Source organism: Leifsonia araucanica, from assembly GCF_051161895.1.
Lineage (GTDB): Bacteria > Actinomycetota > Actinomycetes > Actinomycetales > Microbacteriaceae > Leifsonia.
In genome coordinates, this window is the sequence record NZ_JBMBTW010000002.1 from 2,059,127 (window position 1) to 2,077,166 (window position 18,040).

The following is an 18,040-nucleotide window of genomic DNA, read 5'->3' on the forward strand; positions in this document are numbered from 1 at the left end:
AGGAAGCTCCCGTTCACCCTCTCCGCAGCGCCGCGAAGTCCAGCAGCCGCTGCTGCGATTCCGCGTACGACGTCGCCGACGGCACCGCACGCCCGTCCCTGACGGCCGCAGCGACCTCCACGGCCGCGTCGATCGCCACGCGGTACGGCAGCGACCCCGTGCTCACCCTCCGCACGCCGAGCTCCCCGAGTCTGGCCAGCGACAGGCCCGGCGTGACGAGCACGTTGAGCGGGAGGGGGATGGCGGCGCCCAGCTGTTCGACGGTCGCCGGGTCGGAGGCGCCTGGCACGAAGATCCCGTTGGCGCCCGCGTCGGCGTACGTCTTCGCCCGCTCGACGACGGCGGCGACCGTGTCGTCTTCGTGGAACCAGTACGAGTCGATCCTGGCGTTGACGAACACGTCGGGGGCCGCGCGCCGGATCGCCGCGATCTTCGCCGCGGGAATACCGGGGTCGACGAGCCGCCCGTCCGCCGAGTCCTCGAGGTTCACGCCGGCGACGCCGAGCCCCGCCACGAAGTCGGCCACCTCGGCCGGGTCGTCGCTGTAGCCGTCCTCGATGTCCGCGGAGATGTGCACGGGCAGGGCGGTGAGCATCCCGACCAGCGCGACGGTCGCATCCCTGCTGGCGCCCCCGGCGTCCGGCCGGCCCGTGGATGCGTTGACCCCGAAACTCGTCGTGCCCACCGCGGGGAAGCCCGCAGCGACGAAGGCGAGCGCGGAGCCGACGTCCCACGCGTTCGGCAGCAGCAGCGGAATGTCCTGGTCGTGCAGTGCGGTGAACGTCATGGTGGTCCTTCCCACCCTGCGAGAGTACCGCCGGGGGCAGGGACCGGCGCACGAGCGACCGCGGTGACCACGCCGACCTCGCGGAGGGACTGCGTTCCCACGTCGAGGTAGCCGTGCTCGGCCAGGTGCGCCAGGAACGCCTTCCGCCTGTCCTGCGGGGCGGGGATCGCCGTCCACACGGCGGACCGGATGTCGTCGTTGTACGCGGAGTGCAGGATCGGCGCATGGCCGGTGACGGCAGCCAGCCCGGCCGCCCGGTCGCCGTCGACGGGGAGCACGTGGGCGCCGAACCCCGGCGAGCGAGGGTCGGAGCGGCTCGCCCTGCCGAGCCCGGCCTCCGCGTCTGCTGCCGCCTCTCCGGCGAACACCGCTCCCGCGTGCAGGGAGGCTGCGGTGGGGATGCGCTCCTCGACCCCGGCGGATCCGAGCATCACGAAGGTGCTCACTCCGAGCGGTGTGTCTGCCAGGGCGTCCGCTGCCATCGTCGTGCCGTAGGAGTGCGCCACCACGTTCAGGGTGGGCGCATCGTGGGAACGGGAGGCGGTCAGACCCTGGATCGCCTCGGTGAGCTCCGGAGCCCCTCGCGTCGCGTACTCGCCCAGTGCTGCGTCGATGCCGACCGGCGGCACGACGTACCCCATCCAGGCGATGACCGCGTGATCGGCCGGAGCAGCAGCATCCCGTTGCGAACCCCACAGGTTCTGCGCGGCCAGCGCCCACAGCTGCATGTCGGTGGCGTACGTGCCCATGCCGGGAACGGCCCAGGTGACCATCGACGCCGTCTCCGGGTTCCCCACCGCGATGGCCGCGGTCGGGCGCACGCCGGGAACGAATTCGATCAGATGCCGCGACGGGTGGGTCTTCGCGTGCAGCGCAGCGGAGATCGCCGTGTACGCCGCCAGGCTCAGCAGCCCCGCCTGCCCGGACGGGTGCGTCCGGACGGCAGCCCTGGCCGCGGCCAGCTGCTCGGTCAGCGCACGCCGGTTTGCCCGATCGCGGACCGTGTACGAGACGCCGTCCAGGTTTCCGACCAGGCTGGGCAGGTCGCGCTCCAGCCGGCTGCGCGCTGCCGCCGGCAACGCAGGCCACTCCCGTGCCGCCTGCCGGGGCAGCGAGTTCAGCAGCTCGAGGATCTGGTCGGGATGCTCGGAGATGACGGCGTCCACCGCGCTGCCCTCGAGCGAGGCAAGCTGGTGCAGGACCAGCGAACTCGACTGCTGGCCGCCCGCCGGGGCGACGATCACCGCGACGACGGCGAGCACCGACGCGCCGCACGCGACCACGATGCGCCGCGCACCGTGAGCCCGAGTCGCACCCCTCATCTTCCCGAGGGTACGCCCAGCTGGGCCACCGGACGCGGGCGGAGCCGGACGCCGCCGTCGCCCGTGATGTCACCCCATCAGGGTGACGTGGTCGCCGCACCGGCTTGCCACGCTGGGAGGGAGGAGCGAGGGAGCAGCGGATGGCGGAAGCGACACCACACACGTCCGGCCACGGCGTCGCCGTGGGCCCGACGAGCGAGTTCAGTCTGTTCTTCCGGGTCAAGCCGGGGGCCGGCGATTCGCTGCGGTCTGCGCTGGACGCTCTGCAGCAGACGCCCGGATACCGGCCGGGGGATTACGGGATGGCGATCACGACGATCCACGAGGCGCGCTTCGTGTTGTTCGACGACGACACCAGGCTCGCGTTCATCACGAGCTTCGACGGGCCGTGGGATGCGTACATGGAGGACTTTTTCTCGTCCGGACCGACGCTCGCGCTCTTCGACGTGATCTTCCAGCACACCGAAGGCTACGAGGGGCTGCCCGACCTCGCGGCGGAGAAGGCGTTCATCCTGGGCGCGCAGGTGAGCGCAGCCGCGTACGCCCGCAACTATCCGGGCACCGTCAAAGAGATCCGCAAGGCACAGCGCGTGAATGCGGCGTTCCAGCGGGTGCTTGACCATCCGGATGCTGCGGCGGCCCTGCAGCATCCCGCGCTGGCGCCCCTGCTCGACGAAGCGGGGGACTGACGGGGATGTCGGATCACATCTCCGGCCCGCGGGCTCTGGCCAACGCGATCGCCGACATCACGGACGTGTTCGCGTTCCCGAGCCCCGAGCGGGCGGACCGGCTGGTGCTCGTGATGAACACACTGCCGTTCGCGCAGGTCGGCAACGCCTTCTCCGAGGGCCTGATCTACCGGTTCAGGCTGCGCCCGCTGACGCCGAACCCGGCCGGCGACGGCGCGCCCTTCTCCGCCGGTCCGGAGAAGGGCGCGGAGGAGTTCGTGTTCGACTGCGTGTTCTCCGCGCCCGTCAGGGCGGAGGACGGGAGCTTCGAGCAGGAGGGGACCTGCACGACGCCGTCGGGCGACACCGTCGCGTTGCTGGTCAACGACGAGCGCGGCGGTTCCGGCCACGGCGTGCGTGTGTTCGCCGGGGCCCGCTGGGATCCGTTCATCCTGGATGCGCCTGCCGCACTGAAGACGGTGGCGAGCGGCCACCTCGCGTTCTCGGAACTCGGCGCCATCTACATGGACGGCAAGAACATCCTGGGTCTCGTCCTGGAGATCGACACGGCGCTGCTCGGAGGCGCGAGCCTGGTGGCCGTGGTCGCCGAGACGCTGACCCGCGGCACCTTCAACGTCCGGATCGAGCGCGTCGGCCGACCGGAGGTGAAGAACCTGATCCTCGGCCCGAAGCAGTTCGACCCTGTCAACAGAGACCTGGAGATCCGGGACCTGTTCAACATGGAGGACGCCTTTCACATCCAGCACGGCTACGAGGGCGCATACCGGGCGCGGCTCAACGCCAACCTCGCCTTCTGGGACGGCCTCGACGGGCGGACCGACTGGCCGGCCGACGGGGGTGCGCATCCACTGACCGAGCTGGTGCTCGCCGACTACCTGGTGGTCGACGTCACGAAGCCGTACCAGGAGAAGGGCTCCTTCCTCGAGATCGAACTCGCCTCCCGGCAGGGCAGGACGCACGAGACCTGCGGAGGGCGGACGATCAACGACGACGTGATGGATGTGTTCTTCACGACCCTGATCAACGCGGGCAACGGTCCCGTCATCAGCGACGGGGTCGACGCGTCCTCCCGCCCGGCCTCCCGGATGTTCCCCTACCTGTCTCCCCCGAATCCCCACCCTCCCGAGAAGCCGGAACACCACTGACCATGTCGACGGCAGAGGGGGTCGCGCTCGAACTCGACGACATCCAGAGCGGCGCGCTGCACGAGCGGCCGTCCCCGTACGTCGGCACGTATCTGATGCTGCGCATCGACGACAGGGCGGACGGGCGCGAGCTGGTCCGGCGGCTGCTGACCATCGTCGACACGGGCGCGCAGGCGGCGGAACCCGCCTTGGGCGCGTGGGTCACGGTGGCCTTCACGTACCACGGGCTGCGAGCTCTCGGGGTGCCGCAGGAGTCGTTGGACAGCTTCTCCCCCGAGTTCCGCGAGGGGATGGCCGCCCGCGCCGAACACCTGGGCGATACCGGGGAGAGCGCGCCGGAGCACTGGGAGAAGCCGCTCGGCACCGACCAGGTCCACGTCGCCATCGCGGTGCTCGCGCCCGACGCCGAACACCTCCGGGCCGTGGTCGACCGGGCACGCAGCGCGCAGGAGGAGCTGCCGGGCATCGCGGTGGTCTGGCGTCAGGACTGCTACCAGCTTCCGACCGGGCGCACCTCGTTCGGCTTCAAGGACGGCATCGGCCAGCCGTCCGTCGATGGCAGCGGGAGGCCGCCGTCGAACCCGCACGAGGCGCCGCTCCGGGCGGGAGAGATCATCCTGGGCTATCCGGACGAGACCGGCGAGCTGCCGCCGATGCCGGCCCCGGACATCCTGGGGCGGAACGGCACGTACGTGGTCTTCCGCAAGCTGCACACGAAGGTCGCCGCCTACCGGCGCTACCTCCGCGAGAGGGCCGCGAATCGCAACGAGGAGGCGCTGCTCGGCGCGAAGATGGTGGGGCGCTGGCAGGGCGGCGCCCCACTCGGCCTCTCCCCGGACCGCGACGACCCCGAGCTGGGCAGCGACCCGCACAGGAACAACGCGTTCCTCTACGGCGACGACCCTCGCGGCTTCAAGTGCCCCGTCGGCGCGCACGCGAGACGCGCGAACCCGCGCGATGCGCTCGACGGCGACGGCAGCGTCGACGTGCGCCTGCACCGGATGATCCGGCGAGGCACCAGCTACGGCCCGATGCTCCCCGACGGCATCCTGGACGACGACGGGGTCGACCGCGGCATCGTCTTCGTGTTCGCGGGAGCCCACATCAAACGGCAGTTCGAGTTCGTCAAGACCCAGTGGCTCAATGACGGGATCTTCATCGGCGCCCCGCGCGAAGCCGACCCGCTCGTCGGCGGGGGCAGCGGAGAGCCGAACAGTTTCACCATCCCGCAGCGGCCGATCCGGCGCAGGCTGACCGACGTGCCGCCGTTCGTGGTCACGCGCGGGGGCGAGTACTGCTTCGCCCCGAGCCTGTCGGCGATGCGCTGGCTGGCGGAGCTGCCGTGAGCGGCCACGACGGAGAGGAACAGGACATGGGACCGACGTCTTCGGGCACAGCATCGCGGGGCACCGACCGCTGGAGCGCTCTCGACTTCGCACCACCGGCTGCCGACGCGACCGAGCCGGAATCCTCCGTGCTCGTCGACCATCTCGACGATGGCCGGATCGCGATCGTCACGCTCAACCGGCCGCACGCCGACAACGCGATCACGACCGAGATGGGCGCGAGGCTCACCGAGGCCGTCGAGACCATCGCGGTCAGCACCGGGATCCGCGTCGTCATCCTCACCGGCGCCGGCGACAGGGCGTTCTCCGTCGGCAGCGACCTGCGCCAGCGCAAGAGCATGACGAAGGAGGACTGGCTGCGGCAGCGGCAGGCCTTCGACCGCACCCTCTACACCGTGCGTCAGCTGCGCAAACCGATCTTCGCGGCCGTCAACGGCATCGCATACGGCGGAGGGTGCGAACTCGCGCAGAGCTGCGACTTCATCATCGCCTCCGAGAACGCGACGTTCGGCCAACCGGAGGCGATGCTCGGCCTCGCGGCGGGTGGCGGCTCCCCCGTGTTCCTCCCCCGGCTGCTCGGACCCGGCCGCGCGATGCAGATGCTGATGACCGGCGATCCGATCACGGCGTCGGAGGCGCACCGCCTCGGGATGGTCAACGAACTCCACGCGCCGCACGACCTGGCGGAGGCCGCCCAGCGCATCGCGAGGAAGATCGCGGGCAATTCGCCGACAGCCGTGCAGGCCGTCAAGCGCGCCGTGCAGCTCGGGCAGGGCCAGCCGGTGGAGCAGGCGATCGCGATCATGATGGACGCGCACTGGCGCTCCGCGGTGCATCCCGACCGTGTCGAAGGCATCGGCGCCTTCAACGACGACCGCGACCCCGCCTTCCGCGACGCCGACTTCTGATCAGGAAAGAGGAAGAGGAGCAGTCATGGACCACACCGACGAACTCCAGGTCTCGCGCGCGGCGCTGCAGATGATCAACCCGGCTCCGTACAACGCGGAGGCGCCCGCGGCAGCGCTGGCCGACGAGATCACACCGACCGCGCTCCACTACGTCAGGAGCAACTTCCCGCTGCCCGACCACGACGGAAGGCTCGAGATCGGCGGAGCGGTCGCGCATCCACTGACGCTGACCATCGACGACCTGCTGGCGATGCCGTCCGTCGAGCGCGCGGTCACGCTGGAGTGCGCGGGAAACGGGCGGCTCGCGATGCGCCCGCTGCCGAGCGGTGAGCCGTGGGGGGACTACGCCGTGTCGACCGCCCGCTGGACAGGCGTGTTCCTGCACGAGGTGCTCGCGCGTGCCGTCCCTGCCGCCGACGGCGTCGACGTGCGCTTCTCGGGAGCGGACCACGGCGCATACCACCTGACCCCGGTGCTCGCCGACATCGACAGGAGCGACCTGAGGTTCGTGCGCGCGCTGCCGCTGGCGACCGTCGCCGACCCCGCCGCGGAGATCCTGATCGCGTACGCGATGAACGGAGAGCCGCTGAACAGGGACCACGGCGCACCGTTCCGCTTGATCGTGCCGCACTGGTACGCCGTCGCGTCGGTGAAGTGGCTGCAGCGGATCGACGTGCTGACCGAGGCGTACACGGGCGAGTTCCAGACCGGTCACTACATCTACGAGTGGGCGGACCGCCCGCACGAGCCGGTCGATCTCATGCACGTCCGCGCCCGCATCACCGAGCCTGCCGCCGAGTCGACCATCGTCTCCGGCCGGTGCACCGTGCGCGGCAAGGCGTGGTCGGGCACGGGACCCGTGACGCGGGTCGATGTCAGCCTCACCGGCGCGGGAGAGTGGTACCCGGCCGAGCTCCGTCCCCCGACCGGCCCGTACCACTGGCAGGACTGGTCGTTCGAGTGGGACGCGGACGCCATCGGACGCCACACCGTGCGGGTCAGGGCGACGGATGCCGCGGGCAACGTCCAGCCGGAGGTCCCGCCCTGGAACAGACTCGGCTACGGCAACAACGCCATCGAGGTCGTCTACTTCGACGTCGTCTGAGCCGGCAGAGCGCATGCTGCTCCGCGCATCCGGAACCTCCCGTCTGGGCAGGATCGGGCACGCCCTCACCGCCCGCGAGTGGGTATCGGTCGCCGGCATGGCCGGGGTGGTCATCGCCCTGCACGTGGCCGGATGGTGCGCGCTCACCTGGGCGGTCGCGCCGCAGAACCTGCCGCTCGGCTCCAGCCAGGTCTTCGGTACAGGGCTCGGCGTCACCGCGTACGTCCTCGGGCTGCGCCACGCGTTCGACGCCGACCACATCGCCGCGATCGACAACACCACCCGCAAACTGATGCGCACGGGCGACCGGCCGCTGTCCGTCGGGTTCTGGTTCTCGCTCGGCCACTCCAGCATCGTGTTCGGGCTGTGTCTGCTGCTCGCCGCCGGCATCAGAGCCGTCGCTGGGGACGTGGGCGCAGACGCGTCCCCACTGCACAGCGTGCTCGGGCTGATCGGCACCAGCGTCTCTGGAGGATTCCTCTGGATCATCGGGATCCTGAACCTGGTCGTGCTGGCCGGCATCGTCAAGGCCTTCCGGCGCATCCGGCACGGAGAGCACGACGACGCCGCCTTCGACGAGCAGCTGAACAACCGCGGCGTGCTGAACCGCTTCTTCGGCCGCGCGACCCGGTTCATCACGAAGCCGTGGCAGATGTACGTCGTCGGGCTCCTGTTCGGCCTGGGCTTCGACACCGCCACCGAGGTGAGCCTGCTCGTCCTCGCCAGCGGCGCCGCCGCGTTCGCCCTGCCCTGGTACGCGATCCTGACCCTGCCCGTGCTCTTCGCCGCCGGGATGAGCCTGCTGGACTCGATCGACGGCTGCTTCATGAACTTCGCGTACGGCTGGGCCTTCGCCCGCCCGATCAGGAAGGTCTACTACAACCTCGTCATCACGGCGCTGTCCGTCGGCGTCGCCCTCGTCATCGGCACGATCGAGCTGGTCTCCATCCTGGTCGAGAAGGCCGGCATCACCTCCGGCCCTCTCGCGACCATCGGGCACGTCGACCTGAACAACGTCGGCTACGCGATCGTCCTCGTCTTCGCCGTCACCTGGATCGTGGCGGTCGCCGTCTGGAAGTACGCCAGGATCGAGGAACGCTGGTCGACCGCCCACGACCCTCCTGAGTCGTCGACGTAGCCGTCAGCGCACCTCGAACCCCGCGGCCAGCAGGTCGGAGTTCCGCGACGACGGGCCGACGAGCACCTCGAACGCGCCGGGCTCCACGCGGCGCAGCCCCGCAGCATCCACGATCGTGCACTCGGCGACGGGCAGCCGGATGCCTACCCGCGCGGACTCGCCCGGCGCGAGGTCGACGTGCCGGTATGCCTTCAGCTCCTTGTCCGCCCAGCTCACGCTCGTGACGAGGTCGCGCACGTACAGCTGCACGGTCTCGCGGACGGGGCGTTGCCCGGTGTTGCTCACCGTCACCTCCGCGACGATGTCGTCCTGGAGGCCGACCTCCGTGCGCGCGACCGTGAGGTCCGTGTACTCGACCGTCGTGTACGAGCGACCTTCGCCGAACACCCAGGCCGGCGCCTGCGTGAGGTCGGCGTAGCGGTCGCCGTGCTGGCCGCGGAGCTGGTTGTAGTACGTGGGCTGCTGGCCGACGTGCCTGGCGAAGGAGATCGGGAGGCGGCCCGACGGCTCCACCTGTCCCGCGATGATCTCGGCGATGGCCTGGCCGCCCAGCATCCCCGGGTTGGCCGCCCAGAGCACGGCCGCGGCCTGCGCGACCGACGGAGGAAGCACGAGCGGCTTCGAGGCGAGGAGCACCACGACCACCGGCTTCCCCGTCGCGATCATGGCGTCGAGCAGGGCATTCTGGCCGCCGATCAGCTCCAGCGTGGCCGTCGAGCGGCCCTCGCCGACGAGTTCGATGCGGTCGCCGACGACCGCGACGACCACGTCGGATGCCTCGGCGGCGGCGACCGCCTCGTCGAGCATCCGCAGGTCCGGCTGCGACGGAACGACCAGCGGCGGCCTGGGCTGCCCGTCCGGGAACGTCGCGCCGAGCGGGTCGGGCGCGAGGGTCAGGATGTCCGCCCCGCGGGCGTGCTCGACAGTCCAGCCGTCGATCGCGCTCAGCCCGTCGAGCACGGTGGTGATCATCTCGCGCGGCTGGCCGTCGAGCCAGCCGGCCTGGCCGGAGCCTCCCGCCCAGTCGCCGAGCTGCGTCTGGGCATCGTCGGCGAGCGGTCCGACGAGAGCGACGCGGAGCGGAGACGACGGAGACGACGCCAGCGGAAGGGTGCCGTCGTTCTCCAGCAGCACGATGGAGCGGCGAGCGACCTCGAGGTTGAGGTCGGCGTGCTCTGCGCTGCCGACCACCGCGTCGAGCTCGGCCTGCGGCAGGCGCGGGTTCTCGAAGAGTCCGAGATCGAACTTGATGGTCAGGATGCGCGCGACGGCGTCGTCGAAGTCGTCCTCGGCGAGCAGCCCCGCCGCTACGGCTTCGAGGGCGCCCTCGTAGAACAGCGGCGTCGTCATGATCATGTCGTTGCCGGCCTTCACCGCGGCGGCCGCCGCGTGCGCGTAGTCGGGCTGCACCTTCTGCTCCCAGACCATGCGGCCGACGTTGTCCCAGTCGGTGATGAGCGTTCCGGTGTAGCCCCACTCGCCGCGGAGCACCTCGCTGAGCAGCCAGTCGTTCACCGTGATCGGCACGCCGTCCGTGCTCTGGTAGCCGAGCATGAAGGTGCGGCAGCCCTCGCGGGCCACGCGCTCGAACGGCGGAAGGAACCAGCTGCGCAGCTTGCGCCGCGAGATGTCCGCCTCGCTCGCGTCGCGGCCGCCCTGCGTCTCGGAGTATCCGGCGAAGTGCTTCGCCGTCGCGAGGATCGCCGTCGGGTCGTCGAGGCCGTCGCCCTGGTAGCCGCGGACCATCGCGCTCGCCAGCTCACCGATCAGGTACGGGTCCTCGCCGAACGTCTCGCTGATGCGCCCCCAGCGGAGGTCGCGGGCGATGCACAGCACGGGAGAGAAGGTCCAGTGCACACCGGTCGCCGCCACCTCCTCCGCCGTGGCCCTGGCCACGCGTTCGATCAGGTCGGCGTCCCACGACGCTGCCATGCCGAGCTGGGTCGGGTAGATCGTCGCGCCCGGCCAGAACGAGTGGCCGTGGATGCAGTCCTCCCCGACCAGGAGCGGGATCTGCAGCCGCGTCTCCGCCGTCAGCCTGTTCGCCTCCAGGATGCGTTCCGGCGACGTGTGCAGGATGGAGCCGGCGCGGCGTCGCAGGATGTGATCCTGCAGGTCGTCGCGCGCATCCAGTTGCAGCATCTGCCCGATCTTCTCCTCCACCGTCATCCGGCTGAGCAGGTCGTCGACCCGCTCCGCCGTCGTGAACGATGGATCCCGGTACGGGACGAAACCGGAGGGCCGTGCCTCTGTTGCCGGCAGGGTCGATGTCATTCGGCAGTGCCTTCCGAGGTGGTTCCTGGCGAGGTGGTTCCCCGCGAGGTGCGGACCTCCGTGACGGTGGCGTTGATGTTCAGACCTTTCCGCTTCATGGCGCGAGCGCGCTCACCGGCCGAGCGCAGCCGGGGGTTGACGTACTCGTCGATGCCGAAGTTGACGAGAGAGAGTGCCACCCCGAGGATGGCGATGCACAGACCGGCGGGGACGTACCACCACCAGTAGTCGGGGAAGGCGTTGTTCTGCTGCGCCCAGAACAGGATGGTGCCCCAGTTGAGGTTCGACACGGGGATGACGCCGATGAACGCGAGCGTCGTCAGGCCGAGCACCGCCGCGGTCATCGTGCCGACGAAGCTGGACGCGATGAGCGCCAGCAGGTTCGGCAGCATCTCCACCAGGATGATGCGGTGCAGCGGTTCGCCGTTCGCCCGCGCCGCCTGGATGAAGTCGCGGTTCCTCAGCGACATGGTCTGCGCACGCAGTACGCGCGCTCCCCACGCCCATCCGGTGAGACCGAGCACCGCGGCGATGACGACGAGCGGCGGATCCTGGAACTGCGATGCGATGATGATCATCAGCGGGAGCCCGGGGATGACGAGGAACACGTTCGACAGCGCGGACAGCGCCTCGCTCTTCCAGCCGCGCAGGTATCCGGCGGTCACGCCGACCGCGATCGCGACGATCGTGGCCATGATCGTGGCCAGGAACCCGACGACGAGCACGCCGCGGGTGCCGTAGACGAGCTGGCTGAACACATCCTGGCCGATGTGGGTCGTGCCGAGGAGGTGCTGGAACGACGGCGGCTGAAGCGTCGCGCTCAGGTTCTGCGCCTGGGGGTCGTACGGGGCGATCAACGGGGCGAAGATCGCGACCAGCACGAACACACCGAGGATGATGAGCCCGGTGGCGGACTTCGGGTTGCTGAACATCGCCAGCGACAGCTTGAGCTGCGACCAGAAGGTCTTCTTCTCCGGACTCTCGCTGCCCTGCTGCGGACGACCGGCCAGGACGGCCGCCGTCTCCGGGGCTCCGACGCCGACCGGCTGCGCGAGCGTGGATGTTCTCTCTGCGGGGGTGGTCATGATCAGGCCTCCGTCTGACGTGTGCGCGGGTCGAGGATGGCGTATGCGATGTCCGCGATGATGTTCGCGACCAGCACCGCCAGCACCAGGACGAGGAAGATGCCCTGCATCAGCGCGTAGTCCTTGGCGTTCGTCGCGTTGAGCAGCAGCAGCCCGATGCCGGGATACGAGAACACCATCTCCATCACGAGCGTGCCGCCCACGATGAAGCCGAGCGCGAGGGCGAAGCTCTGGATCTGCGGCAGCACGGCGTTCCGGGCGGCGTAGCGCCAGAGCACGCGGCGGTTCGGCATGCCCTTGGCCTGCGCGACCGTGATGTAGTCCTCGTCGAGCACGGTGAGCATCATGTTGCGCATCCCGAGCACCCAGCCGCCGAGCGAGACGACCACGATGGTCGCCACCGGCAGCACGGCGTGCGAGACCACCTCCGAGATGAACTCGGCGTTCCAGCCGGGTTCGACACCGACCTCGTACGCGTGCCCGGCGGGGAACCAGCCGAGCGTCGTCGAGAAGATCGCGATGAAGATCAGGCCGAGCCAGAAGTACGGGATGGTGCCGAGGAACGTCGTGACAGGCACGAACGCATCCAGGCCGCTGCCGCGCTTCCAGCCGATGACCGCGCCGAGGCTGGTGCCGATCACGAACGAGATGATCGTGGCGACGCCCACCAGCCCGAGGGTCCACGGCAGGGCGGACGCGATCGCATCCCCCACCGGCGCCATGCCCGTGGAGATCGAGACGCCCAGGTTGCCGTGCAGCAGCATGTTCCAGTAGTCGAGGTACTGCTGCCAGAGCGGCACGGAGGTGTCCAGGCCGAACATCGCACGCAGCGCCTTCTCCGCCTCCGGGGTCAGCTGCCCCTGGCTGCGCGCCATGAACGACGACACCGCGTCGCCCTTCATCATGCGCGGAAGGAAGAAGTTGACGGTGATGGCGGCCCACAGCGTGAACAGGTAGAACGCCACCCGTCCGCCGATGAACCGCCACGGGATGCGCGGACCGCTGCGCTCCGTGCGGGCGGCGGTCGTGCCGACGAGGGTCGGGTCGACGGGTGTGTTGTCGACGGGGGTCTGGGTCTCTGCGCTCATCGCGCACCTCCCGAATTCTGGGCGGACAGTTCCCGGAAGAACTTCTCCGGGTCCGGCGAAGCGGCGCGCAGCTCGCGCGTGTACGGGTCGCTCGGACGGAGGATGACGTCGTCCGCCGTCCCGCGTTCGACGACCCTGCCCTGGTTGAGCACCATGATCTCGTCGCTGAAATGGCGAGCGGTGGCCAGGTCGTGGGTGATGTAGAGGACGCCGAGCCCTTCCTCCCTCTGCAGATCGGAGAGGAGGTTGAGCACGCCGAGGCGGATCGACACGTCGAGCATCGACACCGGCTCGTCCGCCACCAGGAGGGCGGGGCGCGATGCCAGCGCCCTGGCGATGGCGACGCGCTGCCGCTGACCGCCGGAGAGCTCGTGCGGGCGGCGGTCGATCACGGCGTCAGCATCCAGGCGCACGCGGAGCAGCAACCGCCGCACCTCCGCGTCCACCTCGGAGCGCGGGACGACGTTGTCGAGTCGCAGCGGGCGCTCGATGTGGTGGCGGATCGAGTGGGACGGGTTCAGCGAGGCGAACGGGTCCTGGAACACCATCCGCAGCTGCTGGCGGTAGCTCCGCAGCCGCCGTCCGCTCCGCGGGATCGGGACGCCGTCGAGCAGTACCTCGCCGCTCGTCGGGGTCTCCAGCTGGGTCAGGATCTTGGCGATCGTGGACTTGCCGCTGCCGGACTGGCCGACCAGGCCGATGGTCTGGTGCGACGACAGCGTGAAGCTCACGTCGTCGAGCGCTCTAAGCTGTCCGGAACCGCGGACGTTGTAGACCTTGGTGACGTTCCTGAATTCGAGGGTCGTCATCGCGCGACCACTCCTCTCTCGCCGGTCAGGCGCGGGAACGACGCCAGGAGGTTCTTCGTGTACTCGTGCTGCGGGTCGTTCCAGATGCGCTCCGCGGTCGCGAGCTCGACGATCTCGCCCTCGCGCATGATCGCGATCCTGTCGCTGATCTCCAGCAGGAGGGGGAGGTCGTGGGTGATGAAGACGACGGAGAAACCGAACTCGTGCCTGAGCTGGGAGATCTGGCGCAGGATCTCGCGCTGGACGAGCACATCCAGAGCGGTCGTCGGCTCGTCCATCACCATCAGCTGCGGCCGGAGGGCGAGCGCCATCGCGATCATCACGCGCTGGCGCATACCGCCGGACAGCTCGTGCGGGTACGAGCGCATCCGCTGGCCGCCCACCTTGACGATTTCCAGCAGTTCGACGACGGCCTTCTTGCGTTCGGCGCGGCTCAGTTCCGGCCGGTGCACGATGAACACGTCCTCGAGCTGGGCGCCGATGGTCGCCACCGGGTTGAGGGCGTTCATCGCTCCCTGGAAGACCATCGAGATCTTGTCCCAGCGGAACCGGCGCATCTCCTCCACCTCGAGGGCGTTGATGTCGATGTCGTCGCCGCTCTTGTCGTGGAACACGACGCTTCCGTCGGTGATGACCGCCGGCGGGCGGAGGAGCCGCTGCACGCCGTATGCGAGCGTGGTCTTCCCGCACCCGCTCTCCCCGGCGAGGCCGACGATCTCGCCCCGTTTGATGTCGATGGTGACGTTCTTGACCGCCCGCACAGGGGGATCGACGTCGTACACGACCGAAAAGTCGCGCACGGAAAGAAGGCTGTCTGTCATGTGCTTGTCGCTTTCTTGCTGGCCGCGAAGCATCCGGGGCGGACTCGGGAGGTGAGTCCGTCGTCCGCCCCGGATGCGCTGGGGACTACTTGGCAGCCGGCTTCAGCTTCATGACCACCTGCACAGCCCAGGGCTGCGTGGGGTCTGCCGTCGCGTACTGGTCGGACTCGCTCGGCCACCCGGTGAACTTGCGGGTGTTGTACTCGCCGAGCTGCGGGTGCGTTCCGATGGCGATGGCCGGCACGTCCTCGACGAAGATCTTCTGGATCTTGTTGAGGGCTGCGGTGCGCGATGCATCGTCCGAGGCCTGCGCGTACTCCTTGAGCAGCGCGGTCGCCTCCGGGTTGTTGTAACGGCCGAAGTTGTCAGCGACCTTGCCGCCCGCTGCCTGCTCCAGGTATGCGCCGTTCATCACGTCGTCGTAGATGTGCCACGGGTTCGATCCCGATCCCGTCCAGTGCAGCACGGCGTCGAAGTTGCCCGTCGCCACGTTGGTGGTCCAGGTGTCCGCGTCCGGGGTGGCCACCTTGGCGTCTGCGCCGAGCGTGTTCTTCACCTGCGTCGCCACCAGCTGGATGCCCGTGACGTAGTCGTTCCAGCCCTGCGGGTCCTGCAGGGTGAAGGAGACCGGGTTTCCGGACGGGTCGATCAGCGCGCCGCTCTTCCAGGTGTAACCGGCGTCGGTGAGGACCTTCTTGGCGCCGTCGACGTCGATCTTGAAGTTCTGGTCCTTGTACTCGGGGGCGATGTACTGGTCACCCGTCGGCTGCGGGATGCCGGTCACGCTCTTCAGCTCGGGACCCGCGTTGCTGCGCGCCTTCTCGGCGTGCGCGGTGCGGTCGACGACCATGTTGACCGCCTTGCGGAACGCCACGTTGTCGAACGGAGCTTTCGTCGTGTTGACCACGATCATGTCCGGGCTCAGGATGTTCGCACCCCAGAACACGTTGTGCTTCTTGTCCTTGTCGACGTAGTTCTTCTGGTAGTCGGTGATGAAGATCTGCGCCCAGTCGGTCTCGCCGTTCTGCAGTGCGCGGAGGAGGCCGGTGTTGTCGTTGTACTCGAGGTACTTCAGCTCGGCGACGGGGACCTTGCCGCCCCAGTAGTCGGTGCGGGACTTCAGCACGACGCCCTGCGACGAGAAGGTCTTGATCGTGTACGGGCCGGTGCCGACGGCGTCCTTGACCGCATCCTTGGTCGGGTCTGCGATGCCCTTCCAGATGTGCTCGGGAACGATGGCGGTCTGCAGCACGTCGCCCTGCTTGACGAACTTCGACTCGGTGAAGCTGAGCACGACGTTGCCGCCGTCCTTCTTGACGTCTGCGAGCTTCAGGCCGGCCAGGTCGAGAGCAGGCGTGCTCTTGATGAGGTTGAAGGTGTAGACGATGTCGTCCGCGGTGAACGGCTTGCCGTCGCTCCACTTCACGTCCGCGCGGGGCGTGACGGTCAGCTGCGTGTAGTCCGCGTTCCACTCGACCTTCGAGGCGAGCCACGGGGTGGTCTCGTTCTTGCCGACCGGATTGACCATCGCCAGGGGCTCGAAGATCATCCGGTTGTATCCGAGGGACTGGCCGGAGCCTGTGCTGATGAACGGGTTGTTGATCTGCGTGGCGAGCACTGCGGAGCCGTCCGGCTTCGCGATCGTGAGGGAGCCGCCGCTCCCGCCGTTCGCGGTGGACGAGCCGCTGGACGAGCAGCCGGTGAGCGCGATCGCGCTGAACGCGGCGATCGCGGTTGCCGTGATCAAGTACTTCTTAAGCCTCATTGCTTCTCCTTCGTGGCGGACACATCCGTTGTGTCCTGTGGTGCGTGGAATGTCGCTGACGATAACTTGCTTACTGGACAGAAAGCAAGTTGGGGCAAGGTTACTGAGTGGTAAGCTCGCTCGCAACCAGCACGAGAAGGAAGCGATAGGAATGGCAACAAGCGGCGGCAGTGCCAGTCCACGCCCGGAAACGGAACGCAAGCGCAAGGAGATCCTGCGCGCGGCGATCGAGACCTTCGGAACCAAGGGTTCGACGAACGGCACCCTCGCCGACATCGCCGAGCAGGTCGGCATCACCCACGCGGGCGTCCTGCACCACTTCGGCTCCAAGCAGAACCTGCTCCTCGAAGTGCTCGAGTTCCGCGACAAGGACGACGTCGCCCAGCTGCCGGACCGCCACGTCCCCCGGGGTCCCGCCCTGTTCGCGCACCTCGTCGCGACCGCGCAGCGCAACGCTCTCCGGCCCGGCATCGTGCAGGTGTACACCGTGCTCTCCGCCGAGTCCGTCACCGACGACCACCCCGCGAAGGCGTTCTTCCAGGACCGCTACCGCGTGCTCAGAGAGGAAGTCGACGCTGCCTTCCGCGCCCTCTGCGCCCAGGAGAACCTGACGGAACCCGAGACGATCGACAAGGCTGCCGCGTCCATCCTGGCCGTCATGGACGGCCTCCAGCTGCAGTGGCTGCTCGACCCCACCGCCGTCGACCTCGCCGGGGCGAGCGAGTTCGCCATCCAGGGGATCGTCAACAGCGCGCTCAACCCCGGACCGGAGCTCGGCACCTACCTGCGCGAGGGCTGAGCCCGTTCGCGGGCGCCGCCTACTCGGCCAGCACGATCCGCGTGCCGTGCTCGGCGGCCGCCTCCAGCGTCGCCGTGCCTGACCCTGGCGTCGTGACGACCGACTCGAAGTCCCGGATGGACGCGATGCGGTAGACACCCTCCCCGGGGAACTTGAGCGACGTGGCGACCAGGATGCTGCGGTCGGCCGCACGGCGCATCCTGTCTTTGATGCCCGCCTCCTGATTCAGGTCGGTGACGACCGAGCCGTCCGGGCGGATGCCCCCGCTGCTGATGACGGCGACGTCGGCGTGGATCAACGCCAGCATCTGCTCGGTGAGCGGGCCGGAGACGGTGCCGGGCTTCGAGCCGACCGCGCCGCCGAGCAGGATGAGCGTGCACGTCGGATCGTCACCGAGCGCTCGCAGGATCCACAGGTTGTTCGTGACGATGGTGACGGGACGGTCCTTCAGCTGCCGCGCGATGGCGAGCGTGGTGTGGCCGATGTCGAGGAGCACCACCTGGCCGTCGCCGATCAGGTCGGCCGTCGCAGCGGCGACGACCAGTTTCTCTCCGGCGTCCGGGTCGAGATCCGGATACTCGTCGTCCGGCGTCTCCGCCGGCTTCGCTCCCCCGTGCACCCTGCGCAGGCTGCCGGCGATCTCGAGTCGTTCGAGGTCGCGGCGGATCGTGGTTCCGCTGACCGCGAGGAGCTGCGACAGTTCGTCCACCGTCGCGCTCCCTGCTCTGCGGACGCGGTCGACGATGGCAGCTTCGCGCTGGTGGGTGAGCATGTTCTCTTCTCTCGTGGCGGGCGAACCTCAGTCTCGCCGTGCTCATTTTCGCTCATATGAACGCCGAATGAACAGTATCTGGCGCTCATTTGAAAGGTGCTGCGCAACTATCGCCAAGAACGCGCATCCCCGATTAGCGTGACGAGTGTTCGCCCCGACGACCAGGACGAACACCCTCCACCCCCTT

16 protein-coding genes are annotated in these 18,040 nt (G+C 69.0%); 7 read left to right on the plus strand and 9 right to left on the minus strand.

What is annotated here, in order from left to right; translation table 11 throughout:
• Positions 1–13 precede the first annotated feature (13 nt).
• Both ACN6M5_RS09860 and ACN6M5_RS09865 read right to left on the minus strand, forming a co-directional pair.
• On the minus strand, positions 14–787 hold the full coding sequence (locus ACN6M5_RS09860; RefSeq protein ID WP_434949495.1) for an isocitrate lyase/PEP mutase family protein: 774 nt from the start codon (positions 785–787) through the stop codon (positions 14–16).
• Positions 784–2,109: an alpha/beta hydrolase gene (locus tag ACN6M5_RS09865; protein ID WP_434949496.1), complete on the minus strand. Its 1,326-nt coding sequence runs from the start codon at positions 2,107–2,109 to the stop codon at positions 784–786. Before ACN6M5_RS09865 ends, ACN6M5_RS09860 begins: the two co-directional genes overlap by 4 nt.
• 140 nt (positions 2,110–2,249) lie before the next feature.
• Between ACN6M5_RS09865 and ACN6M5_RS09870 the strand changes: the two genes are divergently transcribed.
• From ACN6M5_RS09870 to nicT, 6 genes are read left to right on the plus strand one after another with little or no spacing between them, the layout of a single operon-like run.
• Positions 2,250–2,798 (plus strand): hypothetical protein, encoded by a 549-nt coding sequence (locus ACN6M5_RS09870; RefSeq protein WP_434949497.1) that lies wholly within the window; start codon positions 2,250–2,252, stop codon positions 2,796–2,798.
• A 5-nt stretch (positions 2,799–2,803) separates the two neighbouring features.
• The gene (locus ACN6M5_RS09875; protein ID WP_434949498.1) at positions 2,804–3,943 is read left to right on the plus strand and encodes a DUF4331 family protein; all 1,140 of its coding nucleotides are present in this window, start codon (positions 2,804–2,806) and stop codon (positions 3,941–3,943) included.
• A gap of 2 nt (positions 3,944–3,945) precedes the next feature.
• Positions 3,946–5,289, plus strand: coding sequence for a Dyp-type peroxidase (locus ACN6M5_RS09880; RefSeq protein WP_434949499.1), 1,344 nt, complete (start codon positions 3,946–3,948; stop codon positions 5,287–5,289).
• A 26-nt stretch (positions 5,290–5,315) separates the two neighbouring features.
• The gene (locus tag ACN6M5_RS09885) at positions 5,316–6,197 is read left to right on the plus strand and encodes an enoyl-CoA hydratase/isomerase family protein (protein ID WP_434949500.1); all 882 of its coding nucleotides are present in this window, start codon (positions 5,316–5,318) and stop codon (positions 6,195–6,197) included.
• A gap of 25 nt (positions 6,198–6,222) precedes the next feature.
• Positions 6,223–7,302: a sulfite oxidase gene (locus ACN6M5_RS09890; RefSeq protein WP_434949501.1), complete on the plus strand. Its 1,080-nt coding sequence runs from the start codon at positions 6,223–6,225 to the stop codon at positions 7,300–7,302.
• 13 nt (positions 7,303–7,315) lie between these two features.
• Positions 7,316–8,440, plus strand: a complete 1,125-nt coding sequence (gene nicT / locus ACN6M5_RS09895; protein WP_434949502.1) for a Nickel transporter NicT — start codon at positions 7,316–7,318, stop codon at positions 8,438–8,440.
• Positions 8,441–8,443: 3 nt separating this feature from the next.
• Here nicT and ACN6M5_RS09900 read toward each other — a convergent pair whose 3' ends face one another.
• The 6 genes from ACN6M5_RS09900 to ACN6M5_RS09925 all read right to left on the minus strand — a co-directional run bounded on the left by ACN6M5_RS09900 (position 8,444) and on the right by ACN6M5_RS09925 (position 16,282).
• Complete coding sequence (locus ACN6M5_RS09900; RefSeq protein ID WP_434949503.1) at positions 8,444–10,714, minus strand: exo-beta-d-1,3/1,6-glucosidase; 2,271 nt, start codon at positions 10,712–10,714, stop codon at positions 8,444–8,446.
• Positions 10,711–11,799 carry an ABC transporter permease gene (locus ACN6M5_RS09905; protein ID WP_085368958.1) on the minus strand — a complete coding sequence of 363 codons (1,089 nt, stop codon included), beginning with the start codon at positions 11,797–11,799 and terminating at the stop codon, positions 10,711–10,713. Before ACN6M5_RS09905 ends, ACN6M5_RS09900 begins: the two co-directional genes overlap by 4 nt.
• A 2-nt stretch (positions 11,800–11,801) precedes the next feature.
• Positions 11,802–12,887 carry an ABC transporter permease gene (locus ACN6M5_RS09910; protein WP_434949504.1) on the minus strand — a complete coding sequence of 362 codons (1,086 nt, stop codon included), beginning with the start codon at positions 12,885–12,887 and terminating at the stop codon, positions 11,802–11,804.
• The gene (locus ACN6M5_RS09915) at positions 12,884–13,696 is read right to left on the minus strand and encodes an ABC transporter ATP-binding protein (protein WP_434949505.1); all 813 of its coding nucleotides are present in this window, start codon (positions 13,694–13,696) and stop codon (positions 12,884–12,886) included. The genes ACN6M5_RS09910 and ACN6M5_RS09915 overlap by 4 nt, the downstream gene beginning before the upstream one ends.
• Positions 13,693–14,517 carry an ABC transporter ATP-binding protein gene (locus ACN6M5_RS09920; protein ID WP_085368961.1) on the minus strand — a complete coding sequence of 275 codons (825 nt, stop codon included), beginning with the start codon at positions 14,515–14,517 and terminating at the stop codon, positions 13,693–13,695. Before ACN6M5_RS09920 ends, ACN6M5_RS09915 begins: the two co-directional genes overlap by 4 nt.
• Positions 14,518–14,602: 85 nt before the next feature.
• Positions 14,603–16,282: an ABC transporter substrate-binding protein gene (locus ACN6M5_RS09925; RefSeq protein WP_434949506.1), complete on the minus strand. Its 1,680-nt coding sequence runs from the start codon at positions 16,280–16,282 to the stop codon at positions 14,603–14,605.
• Positions 16,283–16,433: 151 nt separating this feature from the next.
• On the opposite strand from ACN6M5_RS09925, the gene ACN6M5_RS09930 reads away from it, so the two are divergent.
• A complete protein-coding gene (locus tag ACN6M5_RS09930) occupies positions 16,434–17,081 on the plus strand; it encodes a TetR/AcrR family transcriptional regulator (protein WP_168690137.1) in 648 nt (215 codons plus the stop codon).
• Positions 17,082–17,100: 19 nt separating this feature from the next.
• Here the strand turns inward: ACN6M5_RS09930 and ACN6M5_RS09935 are convergent, their stop codons facing one another.
• Complete coding sequence (locus ACN6M5_RS09935; RefSeq protein ID WP_085368964.1) at positions 17,101–17,853, minus strand: DeoR/GlpR family DNA-binding transcription regulator; 753 nt, start codon at positions 17,851–17,853, stop codon at positions 17,101–17,103.
• Between the last annotated feature and the right edge of the window lie 187 nt (positions 17,854–18,040).

Coding starts and splice junctions, on each gene's coding strand:
- ACN6M5_RS09875 (WP_434949498.1), top strand. CDS start 2,804: ATGTCGGATCACATCTCCGGCCCGCGGGCTCTGGCCAACGCGATCGCC.
- ACN6M5_RS09890 (WP_434949501.1), top strand. CDS start 6,223: ATGGACCACACCGACGAACTCCAGGTCTCGCGCGCGGCGCTGCAGATG.
- ACN6M5_RS09870 (WP_434949497.1), top strand. CDS start 2,250: ATGGCGGAAGCGACACCACACACGTCCGGCCACGGCGTCGCCGTGGGC.
- ACN6M5_RS09910 (WP_434949504.1), bottom strand. CDS start 12,887: ATGAGCGCAGAGACCCAGACCCCCGTCGACAACACACCCGTCGACCCG.
- ACN6M5_RS09915 (WP_434949505.1), bottom strand. CDS start 13,696: ATGACGACCCTCGAATTCAGGAACGTCACCAAGGTCTACAACGTCCGC.
- ACN6M5_RS09865 (WP_434949496.1), bottom strand. CDS start 2,109: ATGAGGGGTGCGACTCGGGCTCACGGTGCGCGGCGCATCGTGGTCGCG.
- ACN6M5_RS09925 (WP_434949506.1), bottom strand. CDS start 16,282: ATGAGGCTTAAGAAGTACTTGATCACGGCAACCGCGATCGCCGCGTTC.
- ACN6M5_RS09920 (WP_085368961.1), bottom strand. CDS start 14,517: ATGACAGACAGCCTTCTTTCCGTGCGCGACTTTTCGGTCGTGTACGAC.
- ACN6M5_RS09935 (WP_085368964.1), bottom strand. CDS start 17,853: ATGCTCACCCACCAGCGCGAAGCTGCCATCGTCGACCGCGTCCGCAGA.
- ACN6M5_RS09900 (WP_434949503.1), bottom strand. CDS start 10,714: ATGACATCGACCCTGCCGGCAACAGAGGCACGGCCCTCCGGTTTCGTC.
- nicT (WP_434949502.1), top strand. CDS start 7,316: ATGCTGCTCCGCGCATCCGGAACCTCCCGTCTGGGCAGGATCGGGCAC.
- ACN6M5_RS09905 (WP_085368958.1), bottom strand. CDS start 11,799: ATGACCACCCCCGCAGAGAGAACATCCACGCTCGCGCAGCCGGTCGGC.
- ACN6M5_RS09860 (WP_434949495.1), bottom strand. CDS start 787: ATGACGTTCACCGCACTGCACGACCAGGACATTCCGCTGCTGCTGCCG.
- ACN6M5_RS09885 (WP_434949500.1), top strand. CDS start 5,316: ATGGGACCGACGTCTTCGGGCACAGCATCGCGGGGCACCGACCGCTGG.
- ACN6M5_RS09930 (WP_168690137.1), top strand. CDS start 16,434: ATGGCAACAAGCGGCGGCAGTGCCAGTCCACGCCCGGAAACGGAACGC.
- ACN6M5_RS09880 (WP_434949499.1), top strand. CDS start 3,946: ATGTCGACGGCAGAGGGGGTCGCGCTCGAACTCGACGACATCCAGAGC.